Annotated in this window: 17 protein-coding genes; 10 read left to right on the forward strand and 7 right to left on the reverse strand. The window is 40.7% G+C overall.

Annotated features, from left to right (window positions below; translation table 11 throughout):
• Nucleotides 1-351 precede the first annotated feature (351 nt).
• Nucleotides 352-609, forward strand: coding sequence for a hypothetical protein (locus tag V6C11_RS00460; RefSeq protein WP_333529112.1), 258 nt, complete (start codon nucleotides 352-354; stop codon nucleotides 607-609).
• Nucleotides 610-864: 255 nt separating this feature from the next.
• On the opposite strand, the gene V6C11_RS00465 is transcribed toward V6C11_RS00460, so the two are convergent.
• The 3 genes from V6C11_RS00465 to V6C11_RS00475 are packed head-to-tail and all read right to left on the reverse strand — an operon-like array spanning nucleotide 865 to nucleotide 3940.
• The gene (locus V6C11_RS00465) at nucleotides 865-2226 is read right to left on the reverse strand and encodes a VanW family protein (RefSeq protein WP_333529113.1); all 1362 of its coding nucleotides are present in this window, start codon (nucleotides 2224-2226) and stop codon (nucleotides 865-867) included.
• Nucleotides 2219-2962: a PRC-barrel domain-containing protein gene (locus tag V6C11_RS00470; protein WP_333529114.1), complete on the reverse strand. Its 744-nt coding sequence runs from the start codon at nucleotides 2960-2962 to the stop codon at nucleotides 2219-2221. The genes V6C11_RS00465 and V6C11_RS00470 overlap by 8 nt, the downstream gene beginning before the upstream one ends.
• A 30-nt stretch (nucleotides 2963-2992) precedes the next feature.
• A complete protein-coding gene (locus V6C11_RS00475) occupies nucleotides 2993-3940 on the reverse strand; it encodes a hypothetical protein (RefSeq protein WP_333529115.1) in 948 nt (315 codons plus the stop codon).
• 196 nt (nucleotides 3941-4136) lie between these two features.
• On the opposite strand from V6C11_RS00475, the gene V6C11_RS00480 reads away from it, so the two are divergent.
• The 4 genes from V6C11_RS00480 (at nucleotide 4137) to V6C11_RS18625 (ending at nucleotide 7267) form a co-directional block, all read left to right on the forward strand.
• Nucleotides 4137-4370, forward strand: a complete 234-nt coding sequence (locus tag V6C11_RS00480; protein WP_333529116.1) for a hypothetical protein — start codon at nucleotides 4137-4139, stop codon at nucleotides 4368-4370.
• Between the two features lie 373 nt (nucleotides 4371-4743).
• Nucleotides 4744-6135, forward strand: coding sequence for an aminotransferase-like domain-containing protein (locus V6C11_RS00485; RefSeq protein WP_333529117.1), 1392 nt, complete (start codon nucleotides 4744-4746; stop codon nucleotides 6133-6135).
• 102 nt (nucleotides 6136-6237) lie between these two features.
• Nucleotides 6238-6939, forward strand: a complete 702-nt coding sequence (locus V6C11_RS00490) for an AzlC family ABC transporter permease (protein WP_333529118.1) — start codon at nucleotides 6238-6240, stop codon at nucleotides 6937-6939.
• Nucleotides 6940-6964: 25 nt separating this feature from the next.
• Nucleotides 6965-7267 carry a branched-chain amino acid transporter permease gene (locus V6C11_RS18625; RefSeq protein ID WP_442886011.1) on the forward strand — a complete coding sequence of 101 codons (303 nt, stop codon included), beginning with the start codon at nucleotides 6965-6967 and terminating at the stop codon, nucleotides 7265-7267.
• Nucleotides 7268-7456: 189 nt separating this feature from the next.
• Here the strand turns inward: V6C11_RS18625 and V6C11_RS00495 are convergent, their stop codons facing one another.
• Complete coding sequence (locus V6C11_RS00495; protein ID WP_333529119.1) at nucleotides 7457-7825, reverse strand: DUF3795 domain-containing protein; 369 nt, start codon at nucleotides 7823-7825, stop codon at nucleotides 7457-7459.
• A 264-nt stretch (nucleotides 7826-8089) separates the two neighbouring features.
• On the opposite strand from V6C11_RS00495, the gene V6C11_RS00500 reads away from it, so the two are divergent.
• A complete protein-coding gene (locus tag V6C11_RS00500; protein ID WP_333529120.1) occupies nucleotides 8090-8911 on the forward strand; it encodes a helix-turn-helix domain-containing protein in 822 nt (273 codons plus the stop codon).
• 511 nt (nucleotides 8912-9422) lie between these two features.
• Complete coding sequence (locus tag V6C11_RS00505) at nucleotides 9423-9932, forward strand: pyridoxamine 5'-phosphate oxidase family protein (protein WP_333529121.1); 510 nt, start codon at nucleotides 9423-9425, stop codon at nucleotides 9930-9932.
• Nucleotides 9933-10050: 118 nt separating this feature from the next.
• Here the strand turns inward: V6C11_RS00505 and V6C11_RS00510 are convergent, their stop codons facing one another.
• Nucleotides 10051-10668: a TapB family protein gene (locus V6C11_RS00510; RefSeq protein ID WP_333529122.1), complete on the reverse strand. Its 618-nt coding sequence runs from the start codon at nucleotides 10666-10668 to the stop codon at nucleotides 10051-10053.
• 201 nt (nucleotides 10669-10869) lie between these two features.
• Between V6C11_RS00510 and V6C11_RS00515 the strand changes: the two genes are divergently transcribed.
• The 3 genes from V6C11_RS00515 to V6C11_RS00525 are packed head-to-tail and all read left to right on the forward strand — an operon-like array spanning nucleotide 10870 to nucleotide 15126.
• Entirely contained in the window at nucleotides 10870-11580 is a 711-nt protein-coding gene (locus tag V6C11_RS00515) for an ABC transporter ATP-binding protein (RefSeq protein ID WP_333529123.1), read from the forward strand.
• Nucleotides 11580-13958, forward strand: coding sequence for an ABC transporter permease (locus tag V6C11_RS00520; RefSeq protein ID WP_333529124.1), 2379 nt, complete (start codon nucleotides 11580-11582; stop codon nucleotides 13956-13958). The genes V6C11_RS00515 and V6C11_RS00520 overlap by 1 nt, the downstream gene beginning before the upstream one ends.
• Nucleotides 13959-13971: 13 nt before the next feature.
• Entirely contained in the window at nucleotides 13972-15126 is a 1155-nt protein-coding gene (locus V6C11_RS00525) for an efflux RND transporter periplasmic adaptor subunit (RefSeq protein ID WP_333529125.1), read from the forward strand.
• Between the two features lie 248 nt (nucleotides 15127-15374).
• On the opposite strand, the gene V6C11_RS00530 is transcribed toward V6C11_RS00525, so the two are convergent.
• Entirely contained in the window at nucleotides 15375-16022 is a 648-nt protein-coding gene (locus V6C11_RS00530; protein WP_333529126.1) for a cyclase family protein, read from the reverse strand.
• A gap of 64 nt (nucleotides 16023-16086) precedes the next feature.
• A complete protein-coding gene (locus V6C11_RS00535; RefSeq protein WP_333529127.1) occupies nucleotides 16087-16338 on the reverse strand; it encodes a hypothetical protein in 252 nt (83 codons plus the stop codon).
• Between the last annotated feature and the right edge of the window lie 435 nt (nucleotides 16339-16773).

Raw genomic sequence — 16773 nt, forward strand, 5'->3', positions numbered from 1 at the left:
TGATAGCTGCCATCAGTAAACCCACCTCTTATCCCCTCCCAATGGGGGAGGTCATTCATTATACTCCGCCTTTATCGCTGTTTCCCGCTCCTTAGTAGATGTCTTTGCTAGATTTTCTATACGGCGACTAAGATTTTTGGGGTTCTCAAATATTTCCTAAAGGAATAACCCCTAGCCGTGCCACTAGGGGTTATTCCCAAGGAGAGAATGCAAATTGTAAAAGAAGCATTCACCTAATGGTATAATATGGTTAACGGCCCAAAATGTTACTGTAAAAGCAAAATTTATACCTTGTACACCGCACGTTTGTTTGCTATACTCAAACCAAACAAATGTGCGGTGGTGATTGGTATGTGTAAATTGTATCGACAGTCTGTAGAAATCCACCCCGGCCCCGACGGTCAGCCCCTTAGTTTTAAGTGGAAAGACAACTGGTATCTGATAGAAAGGGGCTACCCATATAAGATAGACAAGCAGAATTGGCAATGGTATCAAAGCATGGGCATGGATCCTTACCTTGAACGCTATCGTTGTTACACCGATAGAAACTTAGATTGCGACCTGGTACAAGAGCAGAGCCTATGGATACTTGAAAGGGTATGGGATTAATGAGACAATGTAGTTCATGCAAATACTATGTGACTGTCATTGGCCGGATTTTGTGTGTTGTATTTTACGTTCCCAATAAATTAAGTACCCGATGGGGTACTTTCTCTAAACGAAAAATAGGACTGTCTCCTTATTTTTTGCCACCACTGTACAGAGGATGAGGGGTCAGAATGCCTCAATCCTTACCGAGAGGGTTTGGAGATGACCGGAGCATTAAATATAAAAAATTACCAGCAAATAATGTGCTGGTAATTTTTATTTTACTATTTGATCTTTAGTAAAACCCTTGGGACCCACTGCAATTAGTTCAGGCTCAGGTTTTACTTCTGATTCGGAGATAAGGCGTTTTTCTACTATTATTTCATTTTGGTATACCACTTCGTAGGTTTTTAAAAGATAGCCATTTCGACCCGGGCGGCAAATTACCACTTGACCGGGCAGGAGGTTTTTATCTTCCATATAGTTTCGTACGGGTTTGGTAATGGAGCGTGTGGTTTCAAGTTTAATTAATCGGACAGACGCTCCGGGGCGGTGACCTAAAATACTGACCAGGAGGTTTCCCTGCTGGATTTGACTGGTGATTAAAATGGGGTAGTCTGTATTATTGAGAAACTTAAAGTCAATAAGATCCCCTGCGATGGTGGCATCCCTGCCACCAGGAGCATAGGCCACGGGCAGCGAGTGAGGTACCCTTTCCACGACTGTTAAGTTGGCCAATAAAACAGCATTATAAAGAGTTGTAGCCAATTGGCAGACACCACCACCATAATCTGGAATTAGCCTATTGTTAACAATTACAGGGGCTTGCAGGTAGCCATTTTCCTTACTTCGGGGACCAAGGACCTTGTTTAATGAAAAGACCTGTTTTGGTGGTAGGATAAAGTTATTAACCAGTTGGCTGGCTAATTGGATATTATGAGTACGGGCCCTGTCGGCCGCGTCAAATTGAGTTATAAACATGGCTAGTCTGGCATTTATACCACTAAAATCCGCTGGGCTGATGTCTGGCTCGAGGGTCTTAAATTGGAGTTCCAGTTCGTGTTGGTTTAGCGGCAGCATGATTAATTTATGAATGGTGGCGGTATTATCCAGTGTTCTGCCTTTAATACCTTGAAAAAGGGTAATGTTATTTTCGCTAAAAGAAAGCTGAGAATTCTGAGCCGGCACATTGTACTGAGCGGCAAGGCGTTCAAGAATTTCATTTATAGAATCTTTGTTAAAGGACTTAACCAGGGGAAGGTCCTTTTTGTTACGGATGGCACGTGGTAAATCCATCAAGCTGGTGGCTGCCTTCTGGCTATACAGGAAGGCCTTCCTTACCGTAGCATCATAATCTAAAGTGTAATCAATATCCCCATAACAAATATAAGTAGGCTGTCCCTCGGGGTCCACTAACATTAGCAGACTTTCTGGCTTGGGCCAGGGAATAGATTCCTTAAGTTTGTTGACAGCTGCTTGATGGGATAGTCCGCCCAGATTAATGCCTTGCACGGAGATTCCCGGTAACAGACTATCCCGATAATAGTATTGAATAGCAGCACTGGACAGGCTGATGCAAACCCATATTTGAATACCCAAGGCAAGGGTAACCAAGGAGATAAGCCTAATTTTAGTCACGGTTGTTTAGGGTTAACTCCACAAACTTGTCAGCAGTCACAGCTCGGTCCACCATTTGCTGGGTAATCTTGTCACCTTCTTTAGCTATTGTCTGGCCATCATCTGCTATAATATCCAGGGTAACAGTGCGACCAATTAGGTATTGCTTTTGCTTATCCTCAAATATCTTAAGAGGGTCTTCCAGCACGGAAGGTGGTGTTTTTTCGGACTCGGTATTCTCAATGGCTGCTACGATTAACTGGGAAGGATCTTCTGCTAAAGCAACGTCAAAATTTTCTTCCACCACCAGCATGCCTTGACCAAAGGTAACAACAAGGTTAGTCGGAATATAGCCCGTTCTTGAATTGTCTGTGGCGACCCAGCGGCAGGCATGAATTTTACCTGTTTCTTCATCGATAGAAAGCTCATCAATGAGCCCGTTGATTCGACCCTTTTTTGTAATAACCTTAGAGCCGATGACCGCAACTCCCTTGCTGATCAGTTCAAGTGCATTGGGCACAGCAGTAATATTGACAACTTTTGCTTTGGTTTCAGTGGTTAGAGCATCTTCTCCAATACCTAGAACATCCTGGATAGAAATTACCCTTCGTTCCAGATACCACTGTTCGGGTTCGATTATTAGATAGTCCACTGAGCCGGTATTTGGATTAATTACCAATTCTTCTACCTTTCCCAGAGAAGCTACCTCCACAATGCTTAAAACAGGCAAGCCTACAATGTTGCTTTTTAATTTCACATGATTTACTCCTTTCGTGTAATCAGTCTATTAATTTAGAGAGTTGATATAGGCCTCTCTACGTATTGCTTCCGGAACCTGTTCATAGGGAATTTGATGATAGCCTCCGGTGGTTAAGAGGCTGTTCAAACACTGGATAAATCGAAGCTTAGCTTTTAACGGTTCTAATCCCGGGTGTCCTTGAAGGTCCGGATGTGTCATAAAACTTTGGATAATGTCCGAAGCCATTGGATAGAGTCCAATATATTGGTAAAGGGAACTAAGTTCACCGATGGTCAGGTAGAGAATTTCAGATGAAGGGTTATAATTAAAAATTTTATTAAAAGAACGTACCGCCAAGGCGTATTGCTTAAGCCTTACGAAGCGAATACCTTGTGTTAATAGGGATTGCGGGGTTACCTCAATATCAGCAGGCGGTTGCTCCTTAGGTGGCGTTACAACTTCGGAAGTTTCCACGATGTCGATCGGCTCGTGTTTCATCTCGGCTGGTTCATTAGCAGCCGGTATGGTTAATTCGGGCTGTTGGGAGTCAGAATATACCGAAGAAAAAGAAATAGCAGTGTTTGGTTGAGCTAAGGGCTCATTTTGTAAGCAAGGCTGTGGGTCAACTTCTTCTATAGGAGGGATATTGTTGGTTAAATCTTTATGGTTGGTTTCGATTGGGCTAATGCTGTCTTCTTCAGTTGTTGCGTCCACTGTCTCCGGTGAGGGGTCTAGCTGACAAGGCTCAGACTCCACGGAAGCTGTGCGATGCTGCGGTAACCTCTTGGCAATAAAGAAACTACTTAATAACATGAGCAAGCCTAAGCAAACCACCGTTTTCCAAAGGGGTAGTTCTGCTTGTAGCCTAGGATAAAGCATCCCCAATAGAAAGACCGCGAAGGACACTTTAAGCGCCAATAGCTTGGTAAATACCTTTTTATTAATAAAATATAGGGCAAGGGAGAGGGTTACAAGGGTAAGGTAATAAACCCACATTTTAATCCTCCAAAATTAGTTATAAAATACCGCTTTTAGTCGTAAAAATGCAATGCAGTAAATTACGTCGTCTTATACACTAAGTCCTTTTCAGTTAAAATAAATGAGAATATAGTCCTTGGTTTTATAGGACATAAGACTTAATTTAGGACTCGTCGGAACATGATAAAATAGTGCCAAGATGGGATTGATGTTAATGAATGAAAAAGAAAAGGCTTTGTTGCAAGCTGAACTGAAAAGGGTAAAGTTTAGAATTCAGATACTTAAGATCATAGAGGACAAGCTTAGAGAAATGAGCGGTTTGGCCGAGCAGGCGGCCGGCAATGAGCTCAGTCAAGAGGAGATCGTTGTTATTCAATCTCGTATGAACGAGTTAATAAGTGAAATAGATATATTAGAAAAAATAAAGGAGCCTGAGGTATTTAATTAAGTTCATGCTGGCTAAGGCGAGAAGGTACCCGGTACCCCTAAAATTCGACAACAATGACTTTGGCAGGTGTCGAATTTGAAAACTTCCGAGGAAGTCCGAGGGGATATAACCCTGACAATGCAAGAGATAGGAGAACTTATCGAATGCTACGGACTCAATTGGCACCGTTCGATGTTGAGCGGGATTTACTTAAATGGCAATATCAAAGTGTCGGTTAGGTGGGAGTTACCCTATTAATGCGACACAACTGAGAATAGGTTGTACTGAACAGTAGCAATAGATGGTTTATGTGCAGCAAAGATTTATTTTTTTAATGTTTTGCGAGACATGCCATACATTAGTTCAATTGTGTGACAGAAAAGGGTGTTATGCTATGCCAGTAAATTCATTTGAGAACTATCCTATGACTTGGAAACCTGTCATAGACAGAACCATTAAACCGCTATATCTTTCTCTGGCAAATCAACTGGAACAGGATATTATAAAGGGTTCGATACTTCCGGGAACTAAATTACCACCCTATAGAGAACTGGCGGATTTCTTGGATATAAATGTCAGCACGGTTGCAAAGGCTTTCAAAGTGTGCCTGCTAAAAGGGTTATTAAGTACAACCGTTGGTAGCGGTACATTTGTTTCCTTTGATGCCCTATCCAATGCCTATCTGCTTGCCGAAGGCAGACCAAAGAATTTAATTGAGATGGGTGCTACTATACCTGAGCCATCCTCTTATGAGCCACTTATGCTACTATTCAAAAATATGATGAACGAATCTGATTTTGCAAAATGGTTCAGTTATAGCAGGCCGAATGATGTGCTTTGGCAGAAAGATGCTGCTGTAAAACTTATGGGAAAAGGTGGGTACATTACAGATATTGAGACGATTTTATTTGCTAATGGTGGTCAAAATGCAATTACCGCAATCCTGGCTGGTCTCTGCAAGCATGGAGATAAGATTGGTACGGATCCGCATACTTACCCTGGCCTAAAAACCACTGCTGGCATGTTAGGTATTCAATTAGTACCGATTAAACATACAGACGGAGAAATGGATGAGCATGCCCTTATTAATGCCTGCAAAAATGAAAACCTGAAAGGTATTTATCTAATACCAGATAATCAAAATCCAACAACCCATAAAATGTCACTTGTGCGCAGAAAGGCATTGGCCCAAACTGCAAAAGAATATAATATTTTCATAATTGAGGATGCTGCTTATCATCTGATGTGTGAAAAGCCAATACCGGCAGTGGCATCTTTTGCACCAGAGCAGACAATCTATATTGCCAGCCTTTCAAAAACAATTGGTCCTGGCCTTCGATTAGCTTATGTATCGGTTCCCAAACAGTATAAAAAACCTCTGTCTAATGCCCTTTATAACCTGAATATTTCTATTTCACCGTTAATGGCAGAATTAGCTGCTCGCATGATTGTTTCCAGGAATATTGACACCATCATCGACAGCCATCGCAAAAACACCATTCTAAGAAATCAATTGGTCAATGCCTATCTATCAGAATATGATTGCCGGGGTGAAAACACCTGTATATTCCGCTGGTTGATACTACCGACCAAAATATCAGGTGCAGGTTTTGAAAGACTAGCTTTGGAGCATGGTGTTCAGGTATATGCTGCCGAGCGATTTATTGTTGGAAAAAGTATACCGGAAAAAGCAGTTCGTATCTCTGTCTGTGCACCTGAAACCATAGAAGAATTAGAGCAAGGCCTAAAGGTTTTACAGAGGCTGTTGGATTCGCTTCACTCGTAATCAGTAAATTGTACGCCACACAATAAAACGATTGTGTGGCGTATTTTCATGTGCTAACATAATTTTAGAGTTAGAGTATAGGATCTAAAGGGGAATACATCCTTGAAGACTTTTCGTTTTGTCATTAAGCAAATAACACCTTTGTTATTCTCTTATTTTTTTGTCGGCATTGCCTTTGGCATTCTCATAAACGATGTGGGATATTCTGCTCTATGGGCTTGCCTAGCTGGAATCTTCATCTATGCAGGTTCGATGCAGATTGTTATGGTTTCGCTTATGAGCGCTGGCGTACCGCTTCACATGGTTGCAATAATGACATTCTTCATAAATGCAAGACACATTTTTTACGGTATTGGATTTGTTGATAGGTTTCGCAAGATGGGATGGAAGTACCCCTATATGGTTTTAACATTAACCGATGAAACATATTCCGTGCTTTGCTCTATCAAATATCCTGATAACATGGATGAACAAAAAGTAGACTTTTATATTGCCCTAACCTGCCATTTATTATGGATTTTCAGTTGCACAGCTGGAGCTTTAATTGGTCAGATGATAACTGTAGATATGACAGGGATTGAATTTTCTGCTACCGCATTTTTTGTCGTGGTTTGTGTTAATCAATGGCGTCAGTTTAATTCTCACATCCCTGCTGTTGCAGGCCTTGCCAGTGCCGTTGTCTTCTATATGCTGTTGGGCGCAGACAGTTTTTTGCTTCCGGCATTATCGGTCAGTATGATTGTACTTATCATTATGAAGGATACGATAAACCAGCAAATGGGAGGGATGAAATATAACCATTGATTTTGGCTATTCTGTAGCAACCCTGATTGTAGTAGCAATTGTAACAGCGTTCACCCGGGCTATACCGTACCTTTTATTTGGTGGAAAGAAAGAACTCCCGACAACTGTCAAATATCTAGGGAACGTATTACCTGCCTCGATTATGATTATTTTAGTGGTCTACTGTCTGAGAAAAATTGACCTTACATCTTTCCCCTTTGGGCTCCCTGAATTATTTTCGGTTGCAATTGTGATAGTAGCTCAAGTCACAAAAAATAATACGTTTCTTAGTATCTTACTCGGTACAGCATGTTATATGATTTTGATTCGCACCGTGTTTTCGGTATGAAGTAAAAATCCATAAAATAGAATCAAACAGTATGAAGAAAAGGCAAGGCCTCAGTCAGAGTGGCTGCGTATTATTTATATTTGCACAAAACATACCTGGTGCGCACGGGCTAAAAAATGTGCAGTAAATAAAAGCAGGGCAACTTTTATACTTTCCCTGCTTGCCTCATACAAAAACTGGAGGACAGGATTATTTTATTTCCCGAGGATATAATCCAATCTCCTTTTTTAAAGCATAATAACTATCCCTAGCTTCTTGAGAGAACTGATGAAACTTTATTAGTTTTTCACATTGCTGTTCATCACAAAGCGCGCAGTTCTCCAACCCGCTACTACTACAGCACTGTTTGATATCACAAGTCTGACAAAAGCGGATTTGTCTACCTCCCACAGTTAAACATCCGTCGCAGTTGATATCTTCAGGCTTCAGGTCAAACCCGTACTTCTCTGCGTACAATATAGCAGTTTTCTGTCTTGCAACATCATCATTATTCTTAGTAGCTAGAAACGTAGGGCAGTTAGAGCAGATAAGTCCGCAGCGAGCTATCATTCTAGGCATAAGCTTTCTCTCCTTTCCTATAAGATTAATTAATTTGATAATACTATGAATGTTATATAAATGTAATTAGTTAACTTAAAAAACTAGTGAACATTTCATACCTGGTGCACAATAGCTAAATAATATACATCATATATTAAGCTAACCGATACAAGACTATTTATCTTATTCAACTTACAGTTGAATCTTCAAAAAAATCAACTTTTAGGTTATTGTTAGCCCGATATCTAAAGCATTAAAATTTCATTTAGGGGGTGTAAAATATTGAAAGATAAATTTGCAAAAAATATTAACCGATACCGAAAAGAAAAAGGGCTAACTCAAGAAGGACTTGCAGAAAAACTTGGAATTACCTATCAAGCAGTTTCCAAGTGGGAAAATGCACAGGCAATGCCTGATATTACATTGCTACCAGAAATATCTAAGGTCTTAGAAGTCAGCGTTGATAAATTACTAGGATATATATCATATGATAAACAAGTTACTATATATGAAGAAGAATATGCAATCCCGGGATATTATTGGGGGGTCAAACCCAATTCGGCATGTTACCAAGTACTTGAGTTAATGCCACCAACCAGGCATTTAACGATATTAGATATTGGGGGTGGTGAAGGTAAAGACTCTGTTTTTTTTGCAAGAAATGGATATGATGTTACAACATTTGATATTTCTGATATAGGTATCGAAAAAACCAAGAGACTTGCTGATATGGTTGGGGTCAATGTAAAGGTATTTAAGGCAGATGTTTTGGATTTTCGATTGACTTCAAATTTTGATATCCTTTTTTCAAGTGGGGTTTTACATTATATAAATCCACGATACCGAGAAGAAATATTTGAAAATTATAAGAAATATACAAACAAAAATGGGATGCACTTTTTTAATGTGTTTGTTCAAAAACCTTTTATAGACCCACCTCCTGAAAAAGAACCGAATGCATACGTCTGGAGGTCTGGGGAATTGTTATCTTATTACCATGACTGGATTATAGAGAGTTGCTCCGAAGTAATTCTTGATTGTAATTCGTCAGGAATACCACATCAACATGCAATGAGTATAGTAATTACAAAAAACCCAAACTAGAAAACTGTTCGCATTCGAGTAATGGATAAGTGGTCGTTCTGATGAATATAACATTAAATAATGAGTAAGACAGAAAGTAACATATAGAAGTCAGTCCCCAGTTTGAGGGACGCCTTCCTGTATTTTTCTGCGTTATGTAATTGGCGCGTTTTATCACACTAACGGGTAGGATGTGCATTGAATCAATCCAAATTGACAGGTCAAATTCGGTAATTTTACAAACTAACCCAAATTATTTTATATTCACAGATGTACAGTTGCTAACACATTATTTTCTGCATTATTTAGGCCAACCTCCTTCCGGGGCATTGTCTCATAATTATCGGGAAGTTGAAATGCGGCTCCTAATTGACGCTTACATATCAAGCTGCCTTGTCCCTGGCGTAGCTGCGATCGGGGGTGGGGTGTAAAAAAACTTATATGAATTTGCTTACAGATCACTTATGAAGGATAATAGTATTATCCCCGAGAGGTTTGGTTAGAAATAGCAACAGCAATAGGAGTGTAGAACATGAGAAGAAAAGACCGAGAAATAAAAAGCCTTAGCGAAATTATCGAGGTTATGAAATCGTGCGATGTTTGCCATGTAGCATTTTTTGATGATGAATACCCGTATGTAGTGCCGATGAATTTTGGTATTCAGGTGAATGGCAGTGATGTAACTCTGTACTTTCATGGTGCTAAAATAGGCAAAAAGCATGATTTAATAAAGAAAAATAATAAAGTTGCTTTCGTGATGGAATGTACACATGGAATTGTAACTGGGAAACAAGTTGGTGCTTGTGAGTGTACGATGGAATTTGAAAGCGTTATGGGTACAGGCGTAATAGACTATTTGGATGATGATCATCAAAAGGTCGAAGCATTGTACACATTGCTGGAACACTATAATGTGTCCGAGGGTCCAGAATATCATTTTCATAATGAGGTTGTACCAAGAACGACCGTGCTTCGTTTAAAAGTTCACAGTTTGACAGGTAAGATAAGAAATGTTGTGAAACAGGCAGTTATAGGATCGTGAGTAAACTATATTTGAGGTGATAATAGCCACGACTTAACCTGCCAAGTCGTGGCTATTTTATGTTTACATACTTTATTTATCGTCAATTTTGAGTCCCCGTACAAAAGTTAGTCTAAACTCAGGGGTTAATGTGATAGGTTTCTAAACTGGAAGTAACTTGTGTGCCCTCTGAAAAGAACTCTCTTTTAACAAGGCCAACATCTTGCTTAAAATACTCAAAAATAGTGGAGTTTTCTTGTGTTACTTTCACTTTGATACAGTTGGTAAATGACCCGGCTGGGGTTTCCACTGTAGCATTAATACTTACGATTTCCCTGTTCCCATGGGGCACGTCCCATTTTGTGCCTACTGACAGAGGGAGTTTCAGGATAATTGTATGATCATTTGGCTCTTGATTGATAACGTTCGTATCTTCATAGGCTTCGCCCTGAAAATAGATGCGGCTGATCTCTTGATCGGTTACTTGTAAAACAGAAATACTTACGGTGCCACCGTTATCTTCACGCAGCTGGGCTTTATTGTCCTGCAAAAATAATACTTCCCGGCTAAAGGAGGCATACTCATTTCCTTCACCCTGGTATTCCCAGGTGCTTCCTTTGGTCATGGGAAAGAAATCCCTAAGATTTTTACTTTCACTAGGGGAAACAAAAATGGGAGCTACCCGATATAGATAAAAAAGGGCAAGCAATAGAATGAAAAACCAGGTTAATTTGCTTCTCATAATTTTTTTCAACATAATGGTTCTACCTCCCTATTGAATAAATTGCATATTTATGTAAATATTTTATCATTAACCAGGTAAAAAGTTAAATATTGGACTCATTATCGTTGGTGGGCACGTGGTAGTATAATGAGGAATTAGAAGGGATACCGGACGAGGTATTAGCTGGTAACAGATTGTATTCTTCAGTCGTATAACCCAGAAAGGAAATAAACGATGACCCAAAAGGTACTGATAAAGTTAAACCAGGTAAGCAAAACCTATACGATGGGTGAAATAAAAGTCACAGCCTTGAAAGAGACCACGATGGAGATATATGAGGGTGAGATACTGGTCATCTTAGGGCCAAGTGGTTCTGGTAAAAGTACCTTGTTAAATATTTTAGGGGGTATGGACTTACCTAGCACTGGTGAAGTCTTTTTTAGGGATTTGAATTTAAGCCAAGCCGGAGATGAAACTTTAACGAAGTACCGGCGGAATGAAATCGGTTTTGTATTTCAGTTCTATAATTTAATACCAGACTTAATGGCCAAGGAGAATGTAGAAATAGCTGCCAACCTGGTGGACAACCCCTTGCCCATAGAAGAGGTCTTACAGGCAGTGGGGCTGGAAGCCAGAGCGGATCACTTTCCATCCCAGCTAAGTGGGGGAGAGCAGCAAAGGGTAGCCATAGCCAGGGCTGCGGTGAAAAACCCTAGGCTGCTACTATGCGATGAACCAACAGGTGCTTTGGATAATCAAACAGGCAGACTAATTTTAAGTTTGTTAGCTAAGTTTAACAGTGATTACGGCAGTACGGTAATAATCGTTACCCACAATTCTGTGCTGGGAGCAATGGCTGATCGAGTTATCCGTATGAGCAGTGGCAGCATTGTAGAAACAACTAAAAATCAAAACCCTGCAGCACCTGAAAGGATTGAATGGTAATGTCCCTACTAGGTAGAAAACTTTGGCGTACCATTTGGCAAACAAAGGGTCAATTCCTGGCAGTGGTGGCAGTTGTTATGGTGGCAATATCATTTTATATTGCTATGACTACGGCATATTTTAACTTAAACAGCTCGAAGGAGACCTTTTACCGGGAAAAAAGTTTTGCCGATTACTATTTTCAGGTGATTAATGCCCCGCAGCAAATAACCAAACAAATAGAACTGCTGCCTGGGGTCAACAAAGTAACTGGGCGGATCCAAAAGGATGTACCTATTCTCCTGGTTGATGGACAAAGGGCTACAGCAAGACTAGTTAGTTATCCAACTCCCCTGGACAATCCGGTTAACAGCCTGCAATTGCTGACTGGACGTTTTTTTGAGCAGTACCCCCAAAACGGTGGGGTGGAGGTATTAGTAGATCCACAGTATGCCCTTGGCAATGCCCTTGCCCCAAATGATACGATCAACATTGTAGCTGAAGGAAAAACAGTTTCATTAACAGTAGTAGGAACGGCCACAGGGCCTGAATTTGTTTACCCCATGAAGGATGCTTCATCCCTGTTGCCAGATCCTAAGGCCTTTGGCATAGTTATGCTGCCCCTTAATCAAGCGCAACAGGTGTTAAATTTAAATGGTCAGATTAATCAAATAATTATTACCACCAGCCCGGGCACGGATGAGAAGGAGCTAAAGGAACAAGTAGAAAGCATACTTAAACCCTATGGCAACCTTGCAAGCTATTCGCGTGAAGACCAGTTAAGTCATGCTGTGCTGCAGGCCGAGCTGGATGGCATAAAGGTATCTGCACTCTTAATGCCTACGATTTTTTTAGCAATGGCGGCTTCGATACAGTTTATTATTTTAGGGCGAATGATTAAATCCCAACGTCTGCAAATAGGCGTGATGAAGGCCTTAGGCTACAGCAGCTATCAAATAATACTTTATTATTCAAGCTATGCTATAATCGTGGGACTTGCCGGAGCATTACTGGGTACATTCTTTGGTTTAATATTAGCCTCCGGGATTTCTATACAATTTGCCAAGTATTTCAATCTGCCAGAAGCCATTGGAGGAACGAATATCAAAGCCATTGCTTACGGTTTTATTCTTAGCCTGACAACCGGTGCACTGGCAGGAATCATTGCTTCCCGAAGGGTTATCAAGATTCAACCAGCAGAAGCAATGAGACCGGAACCACCCAAAGGCGGTGCTAAGATTTTTCTTGAGCATTGGGATTGGTTGTGGCGAAGATTGGGCCCCACCTGGAAAATGAGTATTAGAACGATTTTTCGTAATCCTGAGCGTTTTAGCATTACCTTGGTCGGGATAGTCTTTGCCATAGGGATACTGGTGGTAGCCATGTTTACCAAAGATTCGATTGATTATATGCTAACTAAACATTATGGTGAGGAACAACGGTATGATTATATAATTCGATTTGTAAATCCCTTAAAGGAAGGTGAATTATTAAATATCTCTAGGCTGGAGGGCGTTAGGAAAGTTGAACCCTTCTTAGAGGTGCCTGTTAAAATGCATGATCAAGGTCGTTCGGAAGAGGAGCTTCTGCTGGGCTTACCTATAAAATTAAGCCTTAAGAAATTGGTTGGCGATGGCGGACAACCCTTATCGCTGCATCAAGAAGGCATTTTGATAAGTCAAAGAACCGCAGCCAAATTAGGTTTGGGGGTAGGGGATCAGGTGTTGCTAGAAACCTTACTGGGCAAGGGCAGCTCCTATCAGGCCAGGATAAAGATTGTGGGCATTAATCGCCAGTTCATTGGTAACGGTTCTTATATCTCTCTAAGCCAGTTGAACAAAATTATCAATGAGCATCAAGTGGTTTCCGGTGCCATGCTTAAAGTTGATTCTAATTATTCCGACAATATTGAAGAGCGATTAAGTGCGATGAAGGGTATTTCCTTTATTTCCAGTCTGCAAAAGGAATTAGACGGTTTTAATAAAAACATGGAGAGCATGATTTACTCTGTATCTTTATTGGTGGCCTTTGCGATCGTATTGGGCTTTGCTATCATCTATAACTCCGCTATGGTTAGTTTTGCCGAGCGGAAAAGGGAATTTGCCTCCTTAAGGGTGTTGGGCTTTAGGACCCAGGACGTTTCCGGCTTAGTGTTTAAGGAAATTCTCTTGCAGTCTTTATTGGGTATCGTTTTAGGCCTACCCTTTGGTCGCCTGATGGCCCAAGGGTATGTGAAAGCAATCAATACCGACCTTTATAGTCTGCCGGTGGTGGTCTATCCCTCAACCTATCTGTACTCAATAATGGGCGGTATATTTTTTATCCTTGCGGCTTACCTGTTCGTTGTCAGAGGTGTTAAGCGATTAGATATAGTAGAATCGCTAAAGAACAGGGAATAATGGAGGTATTTTTATGAAGGGCAAAAAGAGGTTTTTTTTAGGAGCCGGGCTTGTCATACTGATGATATTATCGGGGTTAGCTCTTAGCTATGGTGGCATAGAAGTCGAAACAGTGCAAATAGCAAAGGGCGAAATCAGACAAACCGTGGAAGAGATTGGCTATGTGCAGCCATCAACAGAGTTTAACCTCTATACCACCCAGAGTGCGAGGGTTGTAAAAGTACCTGTTAAATCGGGCCAAGCTGTGACCAAAGACCAACCCCTAGTATTTCTGGAAAACTTGGATCTGGCAGCACAATTAACCGATCTGCATGCCCAATTAGCACAGGCCGCAACTGCTGTTAATACTGCTAAAGTAGCCCAGCAGCGGGCTCAACTGGTACTACAGGACGCCCAGGGGGATCTTGCCAGATCGGAAGAATTATTTAACGCCGGGGCGGCAACCAAAGTAGAATTGGAAAAGGCCAAATTGCTGGTGGATACCAGTAACCAAAATGTCGAGGAGGCAAATTCCCAGTTGGAAAGTGCGTTAGTCGTGCATGCCGGGCTTAACCAGTCCTTGCAACAGCTAAATGCTAAGGAGCAGCAGTTAGTTGTAAAAAGCCCCATCAAGGGAACACTGTTGGCGATACCGGCAGAACAAGAGCAGGTGTTAAGCCAAGGTGCTTTACTAGCCACAGTGGCGGTGGCTGGACAATTAGAAATCAAGGCAGATATTTTGGGTGATGACCTGAGGGATATTAAGTTAGGCCAAAATGTTGTTATCACAGCTCCGGTGCTGGGACAAAAGGTGCTGGAGGGTCAAGTAAAAGAAATTTACCCCCGTGCAGAAGAGAAGGAATCTGCCCTAGGGATTACCCAACGCCGGGTACCAGTAATCATTACATTGCCGGATGCTTCCTTATTAAAACCGGGCTATGAAGTTAAGGCAGCCATAGAAACGGACAAAAGGCAAAATACTGTACTGGTACCAATAGAAGCTGTCCGTACAACAACTGACGGTCAAAAGCAGGTTATGATTGTAGTAAATAATCGAGTAAAATATCGCAGCATTCGTACGGGAATTAGCGATAAAAACAATTTACAAGTAATAGAGGGTCTAGCAATAGGGGATATCGTTATAAAGGACGGCAGTTTAGACTTAAAAGAGAGCGCGAAGGTAAGATGATAAAGTACTATTGTTTTTAGTAATAACCGAAATGTTCCAGGTCAAGAATCGCCAACGGATTCTTCTCAATCTGGGTCGCTTGGAGGAGTTGCAAGGAAGGTCAAATTGACCCCAGGTGGGTGACAAGGGACATCCCGAAAGCACCGGGACAAACCGACATAGAGTAGGGGATGAAAGAGCCCACGATGGCTGGTAAGCCGTTATCGTGGGCAAGTCTTATATGCATATTTTCTATTTTGCTTTATAAGTTAGTCATGTAAAATAGCAACTGCCCGAACAGGTGCTCCATCGGAATTGTTATATTTTATTGGAAGAGCACAAAATGTAAATAATTCATCTCCAACCTGTCCTAAACAAGTTAAATTTTCAATGATAACGATATCCGTTTCAGCAAATAGTTTTCGATGAATTGTCAAGTTTTCATCAAAAATAGGGTCAATACCGATTACATCTAAACCAACGCCCTTTTTTTTAGTGCGAATTAGATATTCAGCCACATCTTCTGTAATAAACGGATAATCTCCAAAATAAGCACTTGTTCCCCAATATCTGTCCCAACCCGTATAGAACAAAATAAATTCCGCTTGATTAGCTTTTTCTTTGATAGGCTCAATATAGCTCATGGTAATCCGTTGGCCTTCTTGTAAGTTACTGCAATTTATGACTAAACCCACTCCGATAAATTGTTCTGCTGAGAATGAATCTAAGGTAGTTTTTTCAGCAAATAAATGTGCCGGTGCATCCATATGCGTTCCCGTATGAGAAAACATGGTTAATAAAGTTTCTCTAAAACCGTTTTTCTCATATGTATTGGCAACCTCTAATTTTGGTCTATCTGTGCCTGGGTAGACGGGCATATTTTCATAAATAGTGTGAGTGAGGTCGATTACTCGCATAAAATTTCCCCCGCTGATGGTGATGCATTACCAATATAGGTTCTTCTCAAATAAGGACCTTGCCTTATTGTTTTTTAAATTTCTTACTAACATACTGTTTAGCTGCTTCCGATAACATCTCTTCCCATGATGAAAAGTCACTAAATTTTACTACATGAGAATCAATTTCTGCATCAGGGATAGACTTAAGGTCTTCATGTGAGTTGACTTGAAAGCCACCTGCAGTTAGGAAATCATTAAAAGAATTATACTTTGTATGCTTTTCCATAAAATCAGATGTAAAGACATCGGAAAAGGGTACTAAACTTTCACTCAAAATACTCAACCCTCTCTATCGATAATATACATTACGTATTATCATTTTTCTACAAAGAGAGGATGTTCCCTTTAACGAATAATGTCGAAAGATAAATATATAGAAATGGGAAAGTAGTAACAATCATAATTATTACCCCTTGTTAAATGCTAACAAACTGTGTTAAGATAACAAATGTCGCCGCAAGGTGACAAACAAAAATTACCACTTGCAACCAACGCAGAAAAAGTGGTAAGATATGATTCCACCGCCGATAAGGCAGTGAACAAACTACCAAAAACTTGCACTTGATTAAACAGTGAAAGCCATGGTAAGATAAGCTTCCGGTCGCGAGATCGGGACAAGCAAAATCGGTCTTTGAAAACTAAACAGCAGATGATGGATGAAAAACAGGTCAAGTCAAAAGTCATCGTTAAGATGAAACTAAGACGACCA

This window comes from Desulfotomaculum sp. 1211_IL3151, assembly GCF_036763075.1.
Taxonomy (GTDB): Bacteria; Bacillota; Desulfotomaculia; order Desulfotomaculales; family Desulfotomaculaceae; genus Desulfotomaculum.